This is a genomic window from Nitrososphaerota archaeon, assembly GCA_011605775.1.
GTDB lineage: Archaea > Thermoproteota > Nitrososphaeria > Nitrososphaerales > JAAOZN01 > JAAOZN01.
The window spans coordinates 1-14,667 of record JAAOZN010000079.1; the positions used below are offsets into that span (position 1 = coordinate 1).

General features: G+C 43.3%; 15 protein-coding genes. 5 read left to right on the forward strand and 10 right to left on the reverse strand.

The genetic code is table 11. From position 1 onward, the window contains the following. Positions 1 to 359: 359 nt before the first annotated feature. The 3 genes from HA494_06940 to HA494_06950 are packed head-to-tail and all read left to right on the forward strand — an operon-like array spanning position 360 to position 2,229. Entirely contained in the window at positions 360 to 791 is a 432-nt protein-coding gene (locus HA494_06940; protein NHV97502.1) for a carboxymuconolactone decarboxylase family protein, read from the forward strand. A gap of 21 nt (positions 792 to 812) precedes the next feature. Then, positions 813 to 1,181: a cupin domain-containing protein gene (locus HA494_06945; GenBank protein NHV97503.1), complete on the forward strand. Its 369-nt coding sequence runs from the start codon at positions 813 to 815 to the stop codon at positions 1,179 to 1,181. A 46-nt stretch (positions 1,182 to 1,227) separates the two neighbouring features. Then, positions 1,228 to 2,229: an aminopeptidase gene (locus HA494_06950; GenBank protein NHV97504.1), complete on the forward strand. Its 1,002-nt coding sequence runs from the start codon at positions 1,228 to 1,230 to the stop codon at positions 2,227 to 2,229. Between the two features lie 22 nt (positions 2,230 to 2,251). Here HA494_06950 and HA494_06955 read toward each other — a convergent pair whose 3' ends face one another. Genes HA494_06955 through HA494_06970 form a run of 4 tightly spaced genes read right to left on the reverse strand, consistent with a single transcriptional unit; the run spans position 2,252 to position 6,901 of the window. After that, on the reverse strand, positions 2,252 to 3,244 hold the full coding sequence (locus HA494_06955) for an LLM class flavin-dependent oxidoreductase (protein ID NHV97505.1): 993 nt from the start codon (positions 3,242 to 3,244) through the stop codon (positions 2,252 to 2,254). Further along, positions 3,241 to 5,532 carry a xanthine dehydrogenase family protein molybdopterin-binding subunit gene (locus HA494_06960; protein ID NHV97506.1) on the reverse strand — a complete coding sequence of 764 codons (2,292 nt, stop codon included), beginning with the start codon at positions 5,530 to 5,532 and terminating at the stop codon, positions 3,241 to 3,243. Before HA494_06960 ends, HA494_06955 begins: the two co-directional genes overlap by 4 nt. Further along, positions 5,529 to 6,011, reverse strand: a complete 483-nt coding sequence (locus HA494_06965) for a (2Fe-2S)-binding protein (GenBank protein NHV97507.1) — start codon at positions 6,009 to 6,011, stop codon at positions 5,529 to 5,531. The genes HA494_06960 and HA494_06965 overlap by 4 nt, the downstream gene beginning before the upstream one ends. A 14-nt stretch (positions 6,012 to 6,025) precedes the next feature. Beyond that, positions 6,026 to 6,901 (reverse strand): xanthine dehydrogenase family protein subunit M, encoded by an 876-nt coding sequence (locus tag HA494_06970; GenBank protein NHV97508.1) that lies wholly within the window; start codon positions 6,899 to 6,901, stop codon positions 6,026 to 6,028. Positions 6,902 to 7,012: 111 nt separating this feature from the next. Here HA494_06970 and HA494_06975 point away from each other — a divergent pair, with 111 nt between their 5' ends. Beyond that, positions 7,013 to 8,002 carry an LLM class flavin-dependent oxidoreductase gene (locus HA494_06975; protein NHV97509.1) on the forward strand — a complete coding sequence of 330 codons (990 nt, stop codon included), beginning with the start codon at positions 7,013 to 7,015 and terminating at the stop codon, positions 8,000 to 8,002. Here the strand turns inward: HA494_06975 and HA494_06980 are convergent. Together HA494_06980 and HA494_06985 are read right to left on the reverse strand one after the other, a co-directional pair. Next, positions 7,995 to 8,801: a ParB/RepB/Spo0J family partition protein gene (locus HA494_06980; GenBank protein ID NHV97510.1), complete on the reverse strand. Its 807-nt coding sequence runs from the start codon at positions 8,799 to 8,801 to the stop codon at positions 7,995 to 7,997. The genes HA494_06975 and HA494_06980 overlap by 8 nt on opposite strands. 145 nt (positions 8,802 to 8,946) lie before the next feature. Beyond that, positions 8,947 to 9,795 carry a TrmB family transcriptional regulator gene (locus HA494_06985; GenBank protein NHV97511.1) on the reverse strand — a complete coding sequence of 283 codons (849 nt, stop codon included), beginning with the start codon at positions 9,793 to 9,795 and terminating at the stop codon, positions 8,947 to 8,949. 88 nt (positions 9,796 to 9,883) lie between these two features. On the opposite strand from HA494_06985, the gene HA494_06990 reads away from it, so the two are divergent. Next, positions 9,884 to 10,837 carry a 3-hydroxyacyl-CoA dehydrogenase family protein gene (locus HA494_06990; protein ID NHV97512.1) on the forward strand — a complete coding sequence of 318 codons (954 nt, stop codon included), beginning with the start codon at positions 9,884 to 9,886 and terminating at the stop codon, positions 10,835 to 10,837. 27 nt (positions 10,838 to 10,864) lie between these two features. Here HA494_06990 and HA494_06995 read toward each other — a convergent pair whose 3' ends face one another. The 4 genes from HA494_06995 to HA494_07010 all read right to left on the reverse strand — a co-directional run bounded on the left by HA494_06995 (position 10,865) and on the right by HA494_07010 (position 14,638). Continuing rightward, positions 10,865 to 12,745 (reverse strand): aldehyde ferredoxin oxidoreductase family protein, encoded by a 1,881-nt coding sequence (locus tag HA494_06995; protein NHV97513.1) that lies wholly within the window; start codon positions 12,743 to 12,745, stop codon positions 10,865 to 10,867. Between the two features lie 62 nt (positions 12,746 to 12,807). Next, positions 12,808 to 13,056: a MoaD/ThiS family protein gene (locus HA494_07000; protein ID NHV97514.1), complete on the reverse strand. Its 249-nt coding sequence runs from the start codon at positions 13,054 to 13,056 to the stop codon at positions 12,808 to 12,810. Between the two features lie 39 nt (positions 13,057 to 13,095). Further along, positions 13,096 to 13,845: an N-acyl homoserine lactonase family protein gene (locus HA494_07005; GenBank protein ID NHV97515.1), complete on the reverse strand. Its 750-nt coding sequence runs from the start codon at positions 13,843 to 13,845 to the stop codon at positions 13,096 to 13,098. A 7-nt stretch (positions 13,846 to 13,852) separates the two neighbouring features. Then, complete coding sequence (locus HA494_07010; GenBank protein NHV97516.1) at positions 13,853 to 14,638, reverse strand: hypothetical protein; 786 nt, start codon at positions 14,636 to 14,638, stop codon at positions 13,853 to 13,855. Positions 14,639 to 14,667: the final 29 nt, after the last annotated feature.

Consider the following 14,667-nt stretch of genomic DNA (forward strand, 5'->3'; position numbering starts at 1 on the left):
GAAAAGAGCCATATAGAGGAGAGAACAAGAACCTCACAAACAGAAAGCTTATCAGAATGCATAGACTAGCCCAAGAAGGCTGACACGCAGCAAGCCAACAACCATCCACCAGAGACGTTTTGCATGGGTGGCAGAAAAGTTTGATTCATGGTGCGAGCTTCCTATCTTGCTGTTTCAATAACCTAAAGATCTGCCATCATAAGGGTGCGGTGGGAGTTGAAATGTTTGCTCGTGAGATAACTTTGCCATAGCCTAAGTTGAAATTATCGATTAATTTGCTTTTGAGTGCTTGTTGATGTTGTTTACACAGAGCCCTTTAAGTTTAAATCTAAGAGGAGAGAGATAAGCATCGATATAGAATGGATGAGGATATTAAGGAATATCTGATGGAGAAGTTTGGTAGAATTCATCCTGTCTTCGATGTTATGGACAGATATAACCCGGAGCTCCTTAGAGGCTTCGTTACTATGAGGCGGGCTACACTTAAACCTAAAGGTGCACCCGAAGGCGCCCTGCCAGAGAAGATCAAGGAGCTGATTATAGTAGCAGTGGAAGTCGCCTTAGGGCGTGGAGAAGGTGGTAAGAGCCACGCTAGACGAGCGGTAAGACTAGGGGCGACAGCAAAAGAGGTTGAAGAAGCGGTTGAGCTCTGCACTTGGTTAGCGGGATGGTCTAGCTGGGTAGACTGCGGGATGGATGCGGTGCTGGCGGCAGAAGACGAAGAAAAGAAAGTGAGAGAAGGCAAACCCTTCTACTGGACTACGGAAGTCACATCTTCAAAAGAGAAGTAACACCAGAGGTCCACACATAGTTTGAGCGATGTAAAAGTAATCAAACTGGGCTCAGGTAGACGGACAAATTTAGAGAATGGGAGCTGGGTAGAGGAGTTAATTACATCCAAGCTGGCTGGTTCTAAAAAATGCATGCTTGGCTACTCGACTTTTAAGCCTAAGACTAGGACTAATAAGCTTACACATAGCGAGGAAGAACTCTGCTTTGTAATAAAAGGTAAAGGTAAACTGGCTCTTGATTTATGCTACATAAACTTCGAAGCAGGAGATGCTTTATACATACCACCCAATGTAGCACATGCTGTAGTCAACGACGGCGAAGAAGACGTCATCATGGTTTATGTCTTCTCCTACCCTGAATACCCACCCACATTAACACAAAAGCAGTAAGGAACGGGTTTAAATAAAACCTTCTACATAAGTTGAACCGATGTAGATGACCTCTCCAATCACAGCGTTTAAAGAAGCGATGATCTGCATCACACACGGATACCGAGTTCAGCCTGGTGAAGTTGTTACGGTTCTTATGGATGCAGATCATCGACTCGAAGCAGAAGCCTTAGCCGCTGCTGCAAGCGCAGCCGGAGGAGACGTTATACTCCTTGACATTTCTTCTCAAGTTACTAAAGGTCTCCTTGCGCCGGGTATACCTGAGCCTCCTAAGAGCGTTTTCGGTGCGGTTACATCTTCTGATGTTGTGATTATCAAGACGAATATAGATTACGCACATAGGTTTGCTCATACCAAGGCTGTTAGGACTGCAGTAGATAATCAAGCTAAGATTGCTTCGGTAGAAGAAGGTTTAGGGACGTGGGGGCTAACGGTAGACGATATCTTACTTGTGCAGAAGAGAACCGAAGCTCTTGTTAAAGCATTCGAGGGTGCCGATGTCGTCAAGATCACAACCACAAAAGGTACAAATCTAACGCTTTCTATAAAGGGTAGACCTCCTCTACTAGTAACACCGATAAGAGAGAAGGGTGTTATGATGGGTCCCATGCCCCTATGGGGCGAAATCGCCTTCGCAGCTGTTGAAGACTCTGCAGATGGTGTGTATGTTGCAGACGGTGTAATGAACATTGTAGCACCTTTTGGATTAAAGGAGCCCATCACGGTATATGTAAAAAAGGGGCGAGCAATAGACTTTAGAGGAGGAGCCGAGGCTGCACACCTAAAGCAGATTATTGAGAGCTCTGATGAGAACGCAAATGTGGTTGCGGAGTTTTCCATCGGAACCGGACACCTTGAGAAACTGGGTACGTTATCAGAAAAAGGTATGTTAGGTACTATACACCTTGCTCTAGGAGATAACCATAGCGCCTACCCGGGGGGTAAGAACGTAAGTAAATCACATATCGACGCAACTATACGAGCACCTACAATTGAAGTCGATGGCAGACTAATTATAAAAGATGGAAAAGTTGTGATACCTTATTAGGCTAAGGCCCCATCCTTCTTTTTTAATTAAACGATTTAACTATGTTATCAGCAAAGAGTTTAAGCATTTCTTTAAGTCGGTCTATAGTGGGGTAGATGAATTTTAACTCAAAGTAGTCCGCTGCTCTGTAACCTTCAAGCCGTTTCGCTATTTGAGTTGGTGTTCCAACAAAACTTCTCCTTAGTCCTTCTTCTATTGAAGTAAAGTTAGTAGTTAATGTCTGTCTAGCGTTACTTAGAGCTTTCTCCTCATCTTCATCTACGCTTGTGAACATTTCTAATCCTACAATCATCTTAATTGATCTACCAGCAGCTGCGGTCATATCTCTTAGCCGTTTAACGCCTTCGTTTAGCTCCTCTTCAGTCAAATAAGCTGGTATCCACCCCTCCCCAAGCTCGGCTGCTCTCTTAAGCGCCTTTTCACTTAACCCTTTTTCCCCTCCGCCTATTAAGATGGGAGGGTGCGGCTTTTGTAAGGGTTTAGGAAATATCTGCAAATCTCTGAATGAGACATATTTACCACTGTATGTAGCAAGAGGCATAGTCCAGATGGCTTTTATCGCCTTAATGTAATCATCTGTTATCTTACCTCTTTCGTGATATGGCACGTTAACGGCTTCAAACTCCTTTTCAGTTATCTTTGGTGCACCCGGAGCTACACCCATCAAGAATCTACCTCCTGATAACACGTCAAGAACCGAAGCTTGTTTTGCCAACACTACAGGATTTCTGAGTGGAAGTATTATTACTGCCACACCAAGTTTTACTTTATCTGTTAAACCGGCTAGAACAGATAATGTTGTAAGCGACTCATAAAAATTAGGTAGCTGTTGTTCAGTTAAAGCTTCGGCTGAACCTGCAGAGAGGTGCGTTTTGTGCTGCTCTGTACCCCAAACAATGTGATCATGCACCCAGACAGAGTCGTAGCCCAGATCTTCTGCGGTCTTTGCCGCTTCGAATATCGCTTTTCTGCTAGCTAATGGGCCGGAATTTGGTAGTCTAATACCAAACTTCATCTGACTCCCTCTTTTTGTTTCTTAATTGCGAAGTAAACTTTTTCTGCTGTAAGTGGGAGTTCCTTTATTCTAACGCCTGTTGCGTTAAATAGCGCATTGGCTATTGCTGGTGCTACGGGAACTAATGTTATCTCTCCTATACCTTTAGCACCGAAAGGTCCTTCTTTATGTGGTGCTTCTACTATTATCGGTATAATCTTAGGCATATCCATTGCTGTAGGCATCTTATAATCTCTAAAGTTAGGGTTAAGCATCTTTCCTTTGTCATCATAAATGATCTCTTCGTATAATGTTGAGCCGATGCCTTGTAAGACGCCTCCTTCAATCTGCCCTTCACAAGCTTTAGGGTTAATAGCACGTCCGACATCGTGCGCAGCAACATACTTTAATATCGTGATGATCCCCGTTTCGACATCTACTTCGATTTCAACCGCATGTGCTGCATACATATAGAACACGCTATGTCCTGAAAAGAGTGTGCCAGGTATGTTTGGATAGTATGAGCCTCTACCAAGTATACTCAATCCTGCTCCATAGTGACTTGTAATAACTTCTCTGAAAGTCATTTCTTTTCCGCCTCCTTTGGGGAAAACTTTGTTGTCCCAGGTGTCGAGTTGATCTGGGCTAAGATTAAATAGCTTAGAAGCTAACTCAAGTAGTTGTCTTTTAGCATCTCTTGCGGCTTCTCTTACCGCATTCCCCATATGAAATGTGGTTCTGCTAGCTGTGGTAGATGCATCGAAAGGTGTGTAGTCTGTATCTGGTACTGTCACTTTTATCAAATTTGGAGACGCGCCCAACTCTTCTGCTACGATCTGTGTGAGTATTGTTCTAACACCTTGCCCTATTTCAACACTGCTCGTTACTACTTCAACACTTCCATCTTGTTCGATTCTAACGAAGGCTGTCGAGCCCGATGGCGTCTTAGTAGCTTTATACTCACAAGCTATTCCTACACCCCTATTTGGTGGCCTTTTTTTACCCCATTCAATTTCCTTAGCAGCCTTCTCAAGGCACTCCTTTAACCCTACACTGAAAAGTCGGTCACCTCTAATAGGGTTGATCGAGCCTTCGACTAGAGCGTTCTTAAGTCTTACCTCAAGCGGATCCATACCCAATTTATGACTTAGCATATCTATTAGAGACTCATGAGCCCATGAAGACTGAGGTAAACCATAACCTCTTAAAGCTCCCGCTATAGGCCTGTTTGTATAAACACAATACCCCTCCACTTTGATGTTAGGTATATCATATGGGCCAACGCCTGATTCGCAGCCGTGAAGTGTTACAGTAGGTCCCTTTTCAGCATATGCACCAGTGTTATAGAAGAGTTTGGAGTGGCAAGCAATTATACGTCCATCTTTTTTTGCGCCCATCTTTACCCAACAAACGGCACCATGCCTAGTTAATGTTGCCTCGAAAGTTTCTTCCCTTGTTAACCTGATTTTGACAGGTCTACATTCGGTATGCATGGCTAAAGCTATGCATACCATCTCAACCTTGAGCCCACCTTTTCCCCCAAAACCTCCGCCCATATATGGAGGTGATATTACTCGTATTCTGTCTTGTGGTATCTTCATAGCGTCTGATAGATCTTTTCTAAGCCTGCTTGGCGCATCATTAGGAACCCAGACTGTTATCCTACCATTATAATCGACTTGGGCTATAGCCATAAAAGGTTCTATTTGACCGTGGTGTGACGGTGCAAATGTGAAAGTATCTTCGATCACAACATCTGCGTCAGCAAATCCTTTCTCTATGTCACCTCTTTCAAATTCAAACTTTGCACAAATATTTGTCCCAGGCACAGGGCTTACTATAGGGATGTGCTCGTAAGTGTGCAACTCTTCATGTATTAGTGGCGCACCCGGCTTAAGCGCCTCAAAAACGTCAAAGACAGCTGGTAGATCTTCGTATTCGACTTCAATTAGCTTTATGGCTTCTTCGGCGATCTTTTCGTCTACGGCAGCTACTGCGGCGACTGGTTCGCCGATAAATCTAACCTTATCTATTGCTAGGAATGGTTGATCCCTTAATGCTTCGCCGCCTCTAAAAGGCGCATCTCTACCTGTCACTACCGCTTTTACTCCCTCTAGAGCCTTTGCCTTAGATACATCAATCCTTTTAATTTTGGCGTGCGCTCTAGTACTTCTCAAGATCTTGCCGTAAAGTAACCCTGTCATCTTGATATCGTCGCCGTAAACCGCTCTACCAGTGACTTTATCTAATGCATCTACTCTAGGCAACGACTTTCCTATGAAGCTCTCACGCCCTATCTGAACCGTCAACTTCCACTCCTCCTCATCTTCTCAGCAGCGGCTTTAACCGCCTCTATAATCTTCACATACCCTGTGCATCTGCATAAATTGCCGGCCAAAGCTTGCTTAATTTCTTCTTCTGAGGGATCTGGGTTGCGGTCCAAAAGTGCTTTAGCAGATATTATCATCCCAGGTGTGCAAAAACCACATTGTATGGCCCACTTCTCAATGAATGCTTCTTGTACTGGGTGTAAAGGCGAACCGGGTTTGCTTATACCTTCTATTGTCACCACCTCTTGCCCATCCACCTCTGGTGCTAATACTAAACAAGAATTTACTGGCTTACCATTTAACAAAACTGTGCAAGCACCACATTCCCCACTGTCGCATCCTCGCTTTGTACCTGTTAACTCCAGATCTTCTCTTAATACATCTAGAAGGGTTCTATTCGGCTCAGTATATACTTCGTACACATCGCCGTTTACAAACAACTTTATTCGCTGCTTCATATAAGACGCCTCATTTACTGCCCCCCGCTCTCCTCAACGAGCGAATAGAGAGCTCTTTTCACGAATACTTTAACCATATCTCTCCGATATTCTGCAGAAGCGCGGATATCACTGATGGGTTTGCTCTCTTTTGCAGCAGCTTCTGCAGCATTTTCTATTAGCCTTTGGTCGATCTTTTTGTCAAGTAACTCGGCTTCAGCAGTCTTAGCTCTTATAGGTGTGGGGGCTACTGAGCCTAAAGCTATCTTCACGTCTTTGCAGAAACCGTCCTCTAATCTAATGGACGCAGCTACGCTTACTATAGCGCATTCCATCGCCCTCCTTGTACCAAACTTTAGATATACGCTGCGGTTTCCTTCGTTAGGTTTTGGAATATAGATCTCTTTGAGAAGCATCCCTGGCTCCAATACTGTCTTGCCCGGTCCCAGAAAGAAGTAATCTATCGGGATTACGTTTTCTCCGCTTTTATTAACAATCTTCAACTTCGCACTATATATGAGAAGTGGTGGAGCAAGGTCTGCTGCAGGGGATGCGTTACAGAGATTCCCTCCAATTGTAGCTCTGTTTCTTACTTGATAGGAAGCTAGTGTGCCTGCTGCTTGGTGAAGCGCAGGGAAGATTTCTTTGATTATATGTGACTCATGTATTGTGTTTACTGTAGTTAGTGCACCTATTACTACGCCTTTTTCTCCCACTTCGATTCGGTTTAATTGAGGAATTTTCTTAATGTTCACAACATACTTCGGTACTTTTTTCCCATCACGCATTTGAACAATTAGGTCTGTACCTCCAGCTAAGACGCAAGCAGAATCACTGTACTTGTTAAGAAGGTAGATAGCGTACTGTAGCGTGGATGGCTCAAAATATTCAAACTGCGGTAGGCTTTTCATATCTAAAGCTAGGTTGGCTTTAGGTTGAACATAATCTTAACGGTTAGTCCCTGACGTTTGGTTAATCGTAAATCCTAAAATAAGCCATACTTCTACTCATGTGAGGTAAATATGCCCAAGAAACTCAAAATAGGTATATGCCCAGTTATAGTCGAATACGACCCACTCGATATAATAAAACGAGTTCCACTCTATGAAGAAGCGGGTTTCGACTTAATTTGGGAAGGTGATCATACATTACCTTGGCATCATACCAATGGTCACTGTTCAGCAGCAAACATAATGATCGAAGCTTATCTGCAGCGCACTAATAAGATCGCTTGCCATTATATGGTTGCTCCTCTTGGCTTAAGAAATCATCCGGTTGATGTGGCGTTACAAACCGCAACCATGGCGATTCTACATGAAGGGAGAGTTGGGCTGCATGTAGGCACAGGAGAAGCTATGAATGAGAATACCGTAACAGGTGTATGGCCTACAAATGCTGAGCGTGTAGCAAGAGTAGAGGAAGCTATACAGCTAATCAAGAAGTGTTGGACAAGCCAAGACTACTTCACTTTCGAAGGAAAATACTTCACCACTTTCTTTTACCTTTATGATAAACCAAAGCAACCTATACCTTTAATCGGTGTAGCTGGCGGTGTAAGAATGGCTAAGATCGCGGGCAAATACTGTGATGGTATCTTAAGCCTAGGACCACCAGACTACTTTAAATCCGTGATCTTACCTGCTTTCTACGCAGCAGCTAGAGAAGCAGGCAAAGACCCAGATAAAATGGAGAAGATGGCCTTTGTGGACACTTCTTACCATCCTGATTTTGAGCTAGCCCTAAAGAAGGCTAGGCTGTATGGCGGTGTTCTCATACCGGAATGCTACTCTATAATACAAGACCCGCGTGTGATCGAAAGTCGTTCAGCTCTTGTTAGAGATGATGTGCTTATATCAGCATTTAATATCGCTTCCAAACCAGATCAGATTATAAGCAGATTCGAGGAATATGCAAAGGTCGGTGTAACTACAGTGATCTGGGCTGAGATAAGCCCAGATCCTTGGCTTACACCAAAAGTCTGTAAGGAGCACGTGATACCTTATTTCAGTTGAACTTAGCACCCCTCTCTATTCTTTTTTTCTCAAATATGACACTATCGATTAGTCTATGTATCGTATATCGCTTTTTGAGAAGGAATGATCTGAGTTCGGGGTATTTCGCAGCCTCCTTTATAACGTTATCAAGGCGAACTAAACATATTCGTAGCACAAGGATGGCATCTTCAAGAACTTTCACTTTCTTTGTATACTCATCCTCATAACTGACACTTTGAGAATCTGTTATTTCTATAAGAGCTTCCTCAACGCTTAATCCACTTTTAACAAGCTTGATTGCAGATCTGAGCTTCTTAGCAGCTAGTTTAAGATTTGCTGTTTTTGATGCTAGCTGACTCTTAACCTCATCATCGTCTATCCAAAGCAGTTCTTGTGCGCAGCTAGGAGGGATCTGACCTGCGGCTATTTTAGCTTGAACATCTTCTGGGAGTTCAAGCAGCTTTAATCTGTGTGATACATATTCAACGCTTTTTCCTATCTTATGCGCAAGGTCTGTTATACCACCCCACCCGTATCCATTAACATATTGTTTAAAGGCCTCAGCCTCCTCTATAGGATTTAATGTCTTACGCTGGACATTCTCTGTTAAAGACAACTCAAACGCTGTTTTATCGTCAACGTCTTTGACAAAGCAAGGTATAGTTGCCCATCTCAATCTCTTACAACATTCTAATCTTCTGTTACCAGCAATTACTTCAAAATACTCACCAAAGGGACGGACAATAATTGGTTGAAGTAAGCCATTTTCTTTTATGGACTTCATCAAACCATTTAGATCTCCCAGATCTCTCCGCACTTTGATTTGCGAAGGCTTTATCAGATTTATGTCTATAAAATCAAAGATGGCAGTATTAGCTAAGTAGCTCCGCAGGGTGACGCGCATACCTTACAATAGTCAGAGATTGAGGGAAAAAAGTGTGGGTGGTGTAACATATACTTACTTACAGAAGTTCTTTTAGTCTTTTATTAGCATCCAATGCGGTTGACCAAGCGGTCTCAAAGTCATGAATCAAGCTATCAATTAAAGTTGGGCTGTTACTCCAAATCACAACAGGGTCTCTTAAACCCTGAGGCGGTGATGAAATAGGCAATACAACCTGGTTCTCATCTATAACAATATATCTTATTCTCACCGCAAGATCTTCTATATGACGTATCGCAGCGATACTCAAATACTCTCTCACACAGTCAATATTCTGCCTACCAATATAAGTTAATATTCTTATCTTAGCACCACGTTGTGCACTAAGAGCTTCAGCGTCGTATATCCCGGACTGCCAATGTAGTTGTAATCCTCTAGGTGAGATCATCTTCAGAACATATTTTGCATCTTTTACTAGCTCAGCTACTCTATGGAAGACTTGCGCGCCTGAAAGAAGTCTTAGAAAGAATTTTTTATCAGGTTGGCAAGAAACCTCCGGTTGCCGACTTAATGCTTCAAGCTTAGGTATGATTTCTTTACTACGCTTTTTGAGAGCAGCTAAAGCTTCTTCTTTCTTATTAAGAAGAGCTTCGATAGCCTCTCTTGGTGCAACACGTTGAAAACGGGTAGGGTTGCCTAGCTGTAACTCTACTAACCCTAGACTACGTAAAGCACGTAATGCACGATAGATATCAACCCTGTTAACTCTTAACTTCGTCACCAGATCTCTCGCATAAGCCGAACCTAATCTAACTAGTGTCAGATAGACCTTAGCCTGCAGCTGTGTTAAACCACATTCCTTTAATACTTCAACCAGTTCCTTGTCTTCTTCTAATATATTCTCATACACATAATTACCCAGTTCCATCCAAGTAGATATGCTTGTCTGTTAATTTTGTTGGCGGCAACAAAATTTAAGGCAACTTAAAATACTACTGTCCCATCTACTTTAGCATATGTCCATTGACCAGATAAAGACTGTTGGTGTTGTAGGCGCTGGACTTATGGGGCACGGTATAGCGCTGGTCTTTGCTCAAGCAGGCTACAAGGTGCTCTTAAACGACGTAAGCAAAGCTATACTTGATAACGCGCTGTTGGCGATAGAAGCCGATCTAAAGAAGCTTACCCAATATGGTCTTTTAAGTGTAAGTGATGCTGAAAAAGCTATCTCAAGGATTTCACCAGTGTTAGAGCTTAGGGAGGTTGGTCGCGCCGCTGACTTTGTAGTAGAAGCTGTTACAGAAAATGTCGATATTAAGCGGGCTATATTCTCAACTTTAGATGATTCGGCTCCTTCACATACAATACTTGCAAGTAACACGTCAAGCATACCTATTGCACTTCTTGCGTCAGCCACTAAACGCCCAGATAAAGTCGTTGGTACACATTTCTGGAACCCGCCTACACTACTTCAAGCAGTAGAGATAGTAAAAGGCGAAAGGACCTCTGATGAAACTATCCGGTTAACTAAAGCGCTTCTTGAGAAAGTAGGAAAAAAGCCCGTCGTAGTAAATAAGGATGTCCCTGGTCAGATAGGGATAAGAATACTCTATGCCATCATAAGAGAGGCAACGTCGCTTGTAGAGAAAGGAGTAGCCACGCCAGAAGATATAGATACAGTAATAAAAGAAACATTAGGAACACGCTTCCCAGTTCTGGGCGTCTTCGAATTAGTTGACTTATCAGGTGTAAACATACTTTATGCTGTTTCTCAGATCGTCTATAAGGATCTTGATAACTCCGTCGAGCCCCATAGTATTGTTAAGCAGATGGTTGAACGAAATGAGCTTGGCGTAAAGACAGGTAAGGGTTTCTATGACTGGTCGAAGAGGTCCGCTAGTGAGGTTATGCGTATAAGGGATGAATATTTAGTAAGGGTTCTTCGTGAGCGAAGAGCTTCTTCAAGATAGATTGCGTGGCTGTGAGCGCCTAAGTGCTTAGAGTAAAGGTACCTCTGCCCTACTTAGATCTGACGCTATATCTTTTAGCCCCAAAGCCTCTAATGTACTTCTTTTCGGTACACCAGTTGTTATATCCCAACCCATGGATTCATAGAATTCAGTCTTCATTAGCTCGAGCTCTTCAGCTGTAACGACAGAGCCTTTGTTCGGACCATCTGGTACTGGTTCCTTCATCAACCTTTCAGGTAAAGTATCGTGTTCCCTTCTTACCCCCTCTCTAGCGTTATATGCCCTCTCCAAGGTAGCAATCCTATCGGCAGCCCTTTCAAGATCAGAAGGTTGCATCTCCATTCCTGTCGCCGCTGAAATTAGTTTGGCAAGCAGTGGCGGAGGCACTCTAGAGGCTGCGAACGCGCAGAGAGGGGCTGAGTCTATAATAACTCTAATTCTCAAAGTTCCTTTAACAAGCAAACCTTTTCCTTTAGCAGATGTAGCGTTGCCTTGCGGTATTTCGACGAAGGATGCTACACCGTATGCGTGATGGCATCCCCCTCTTGACCCCGCAGCTAAAACCAACCCCTGTCCTTTTGATCCTCTTGGGTCATACCCCCCTATTTCCAGACCTTTTACGTGCATGGCGTAGCTTTCAGAGCCTTTCCCAACTTTTCTAGCGGCTTCCCTAACGCCGTCTGAAAGAAGTCTTCCTAAAGCACCGTCTCTGTATGCCATCTTTTTCACAGCAATTAACAGGCCTTCATCGCTGCCAAACCTCAGGTTTAATCCATCTAGATCACTTCTAGAGAGCGCTCCTTTTTCATGAGCCTCCATCGCCCAAGCTATGGTAAGTCCAGTAGAGATAGTGTCAAGACCCAAATCATCACAAAGCATATCAGCGGCGATAATAGGTCTAGGGTCACCTATCTTGCAAGAGCTACCGAAGGCATATATGGTTTCATATTCAGGCCCATCTGTCACAGCACCGGCATAAGGTCCATCCTTGACCAAAGTAACTTTGGTGCATCTTATCGGACACTGGTTACATCCAGTATCTTTGATAACGAACCTCTCCCTCAAAAGAGGATAACTTATCTCGGCAGCTTTATCAAAGATTGCCTCACGCCAATTAGCTGTAGGTAGAATTCCCCAAGCATTATTCTTTATAGGGCCAGATTGTGTACCAGTTTGTCTAAATTCTTTCCAAGGACCCGGTTGTAGACCGATATTCTTGAACGCTTCCTTCAGTGCTTCTTCAAATTTAGATGGTTCCGCCATAGTATATTCTCTGGAACCTTTGACAGCAACAGCCTTAAGTAGCTTGGAGCCCATAACCGCCCCCACACCGCATCTCGCTGATGCCCTACGGTCATCTGAAATTATGCCAGAGATCTTAACAAGCTTCTCTCCCGCCGGCCCTATCATTATAGTTCTATAGTAATATCCTAGAGATTCTCTAAGCATTCTTGTTGCCTCAAACACAGGTATGCCCCAGAGCCACCCTGCATCTCTAAAGTATACTTTCCCATCGTCTATCTGTAAATATATTGGCCTATCAGCTTTGCCTTCTATAATCAGACCATCGTAGCCTGCTTTCTTCAGCTCTAAGCCAAAGGCTCCACCTGAAACCGAAAAACCATAGAGCCCGGTTAGAGGTGATTTGGTTGTGATTATGAAGCGGTTTGTACTTGTTGGTACTCTTGTGCCCGTCAATGGTCCACTAGTTATAATGATTTTGTTTTCAGGACTTAGCGGATCAACCCCTTTTTTAACTTCGTCAAAAAGTATCTTAGCACCAAGTCCTCTGCCGCCTATAAATCTCTCTATATCTAATTCTTTTAAGGGCTCCTCCGTGGATGTTTGTTTGGTAAGATTTATTCTGAGTAGTTTAGAGCAATATCCTTTATATTTGAATTCACCCAACTTCCTTCACCCTTTAACCGCTCTTTGTTTAACTTAATGACCTAATAAGCTCTTTTCTATTTCTAACCTCCAGCGAAGATGGGAAGTATAGTTACGATGTCACCGTTATTTAGCTCCTGTTCTTCATTAATGATGGGTTGTTCATTTACCAATATTTCAAACCCTGGGTAAAGTCTGCCTGTTTTCGGGTCACATAACTTCTCCTTGATAAGAGGATACCTTGTTTTTAACCGCTCAATGAGATCAGAAATATTGGCTGCATCCATTATAGCTTCATTTTCCCCCTTTGTAAATATTCCTAACCCAAGCATTTTAACTAGAATCTTGGCGAACCACTAGCCCTCCTAAATCTAAGTATAATATTCTCTTCCTTTCTTGAGTGTGTTATAAAACTCTGTATCGTGCTGCAAGAATATTGTGCCCTTGGTCTCTTTGGCGATCCTCTCAAGCTTAAGCATCGATTCATATTGCGCTTGCGGGTCTAGATGTATTCCCCCAACTATGCGCTTCTCTAAATTGAGACGAGTGCTTATCACATCGCTTTCAATTATTATAGCGTTAAGTTCCTTGCTATCTATGATAGGTACTTGATGTCCGGCACTATGCCCAGGAGCCAATACTGTTTTTAACCCCTCTACGATCTTCTGATCTCCACTAACACACTCCCACTTTATGCCAGGTATGTCAAAAGTTGGTCTACTATAACCTATCGCCTCAAATGGTTCAGGCACATATGCATGTCTGAGTTCCTCTTTCTGCACGATCACACTAGCGTTTTTGAATAAATTTAGGTTCCCAACGTGATCGAAGTGAAGATGGGTTATAACCACTATATCTATATCTTCAGGCCTCACACCAATCGCAGCTAACTGCCTATCAAGTCTCTGCTCCTCACTCTGCTGCGGCTTCTCCCAACTATAGTATCTTAAAGCATTTTCAAGGTTGTAGCCCGTATCTATCATAATCTTTGCCTCATCGCTCTCCACATAAGTACACCATACGGGAAAACGGTAGGGTTTACCAATATTCAACTTCCAAGTAAAGTATGACATGTCTATTTCTAGCGTTCCGCAATCAAGGATGTGAATACGCTTAATCATTCTGCCCTCACTTCTTCCTATACGTAAGAAGATTAAAAATATTTTGAGCCGACACTTGCCTAAATAGATTGTTGTTTCTGCAAAAGTTCTGTCTCTTTTTAAGTTGGGTGAAGTAGAGTGCGAAGGGTCTGTAGGCTAGGTGAGCCCATTTTCCGAATGGAACCTCAGCCAGCAATGGTACAACAAAGACTAGGTGTATTGTGAAGATTATGTATGTTGCTAATGGCATGTTTAGCGCGATGAAGATGTGTATGAGGATGCCTGTTATGGATGTGAGTAGAAGCAGTATGAGGAACATCCAGTCTGTGTGGTGAGAGTACTTCCTATGCTCCTCTTTCTTCAAAAGCCTGCCTATGATTGCGTATAGTGTGGCGTAGGTTAGGGCTGTGAAGCCGAAGTAGCCGGCTAAGCGTAGCGGGTTATTCAATGGGAGGATTTCGTTGACTAGCGTGTAGGGTAGTAGGATGGCGAAGAGTATGAATAGGCTTGTGTAACCCCACATTAGTATAAGGTGGTTGATCCAGGCGCGTTTGGATGCACATTTAGAGTAACCCGCTTGCGCAAGAAATTCTGTGACCAAGTGTTTAAGCGCCCTAAAGTACGCACTTAAAGGTATACGCCTATCGCCGACACTCTTCTTTACAGTAAACCAATACATCCTGGCGATGTTGCTAAGAAGTAGAGCGGCAAGCAGCACACCGTAGATTATCCCACCGTTATGCACGATCTCTATTGGTGCAAAGGAGGTTAGGTCGACTCGATCTAAGACAACAGGACCATGCAGGAACCACACCAGGAGTAGGGTTAGGATCGCTAAACCTA

Bases quoted from the DNA above. Each gene is read 5' to 3' on its own strand.
- HA494_06950 (NHV97504.1), top strand. From the start codon at position 1,228: ATGACCTCTCCAATCACAGCGTTTAAAGAAGCGATGATCTGCATCACA.
- HA494_06970 (NHV97508.1), bottom strand. From the start codon at position 6,901: ATGAAAAGCCTACCGCAGTTTGAATATTTTGAGCCATCCACGCTACAG.
- HA494_07005 (NHV97515.1), bottom strand. From the start codon at position 13,845: ATGATTAAGCGTATTCACATCCTTGATTGCGGAACGCTAGAAATAGAC.
- HA494_06975 (NHV97509.1), top strand. From the start codon at position 7,013: ATGCCCAAGAAACTCAAAATAGGTATATGCCCAGTTATAGTCGAATAC.
- HA494_06940 (NHV97502.1), top strand. From the start codon at position 360: ATGGATGAGGATATTAAGGAATATCTGATGGAGAAGTTTGGTAGAATT.
- HA494_06955 (NHV97505.1), bottom strand. From the start codon at position 3,244: ATGAAGTTTGGTATTAGACTACCAAATTCCGGCCCATTAGCTAGCAGA.
- HA494_06990 (NHV97512.1), top strand. From the start codon at position 9,884: ATGTCCATTGACCAGATAAAGACTGTTGGTGTTGTAGGCGCTGGACTT.
- HA494_07000 (NHV97514.1), bottom strand. From the start codon at position 13,056: ATGCTTGGGTTAGGAATATTTACAAAGGGGGAAAATGAAGCTATAATG.
- HA494_06965 (NHV97507.1), bottom strand. From the start codon at position 6,011: ATGAAGCAGCGAATAAAGTTGTTTGTAAACGGCGATGTGTACGAAGTA.
- HA494_06985 (NHV97511.1), bottom strand. From the start codon at position 9,795: ATGGAACTGGGTAATTATGTGTATGAGAATATATTAGAAGAAGACAAG.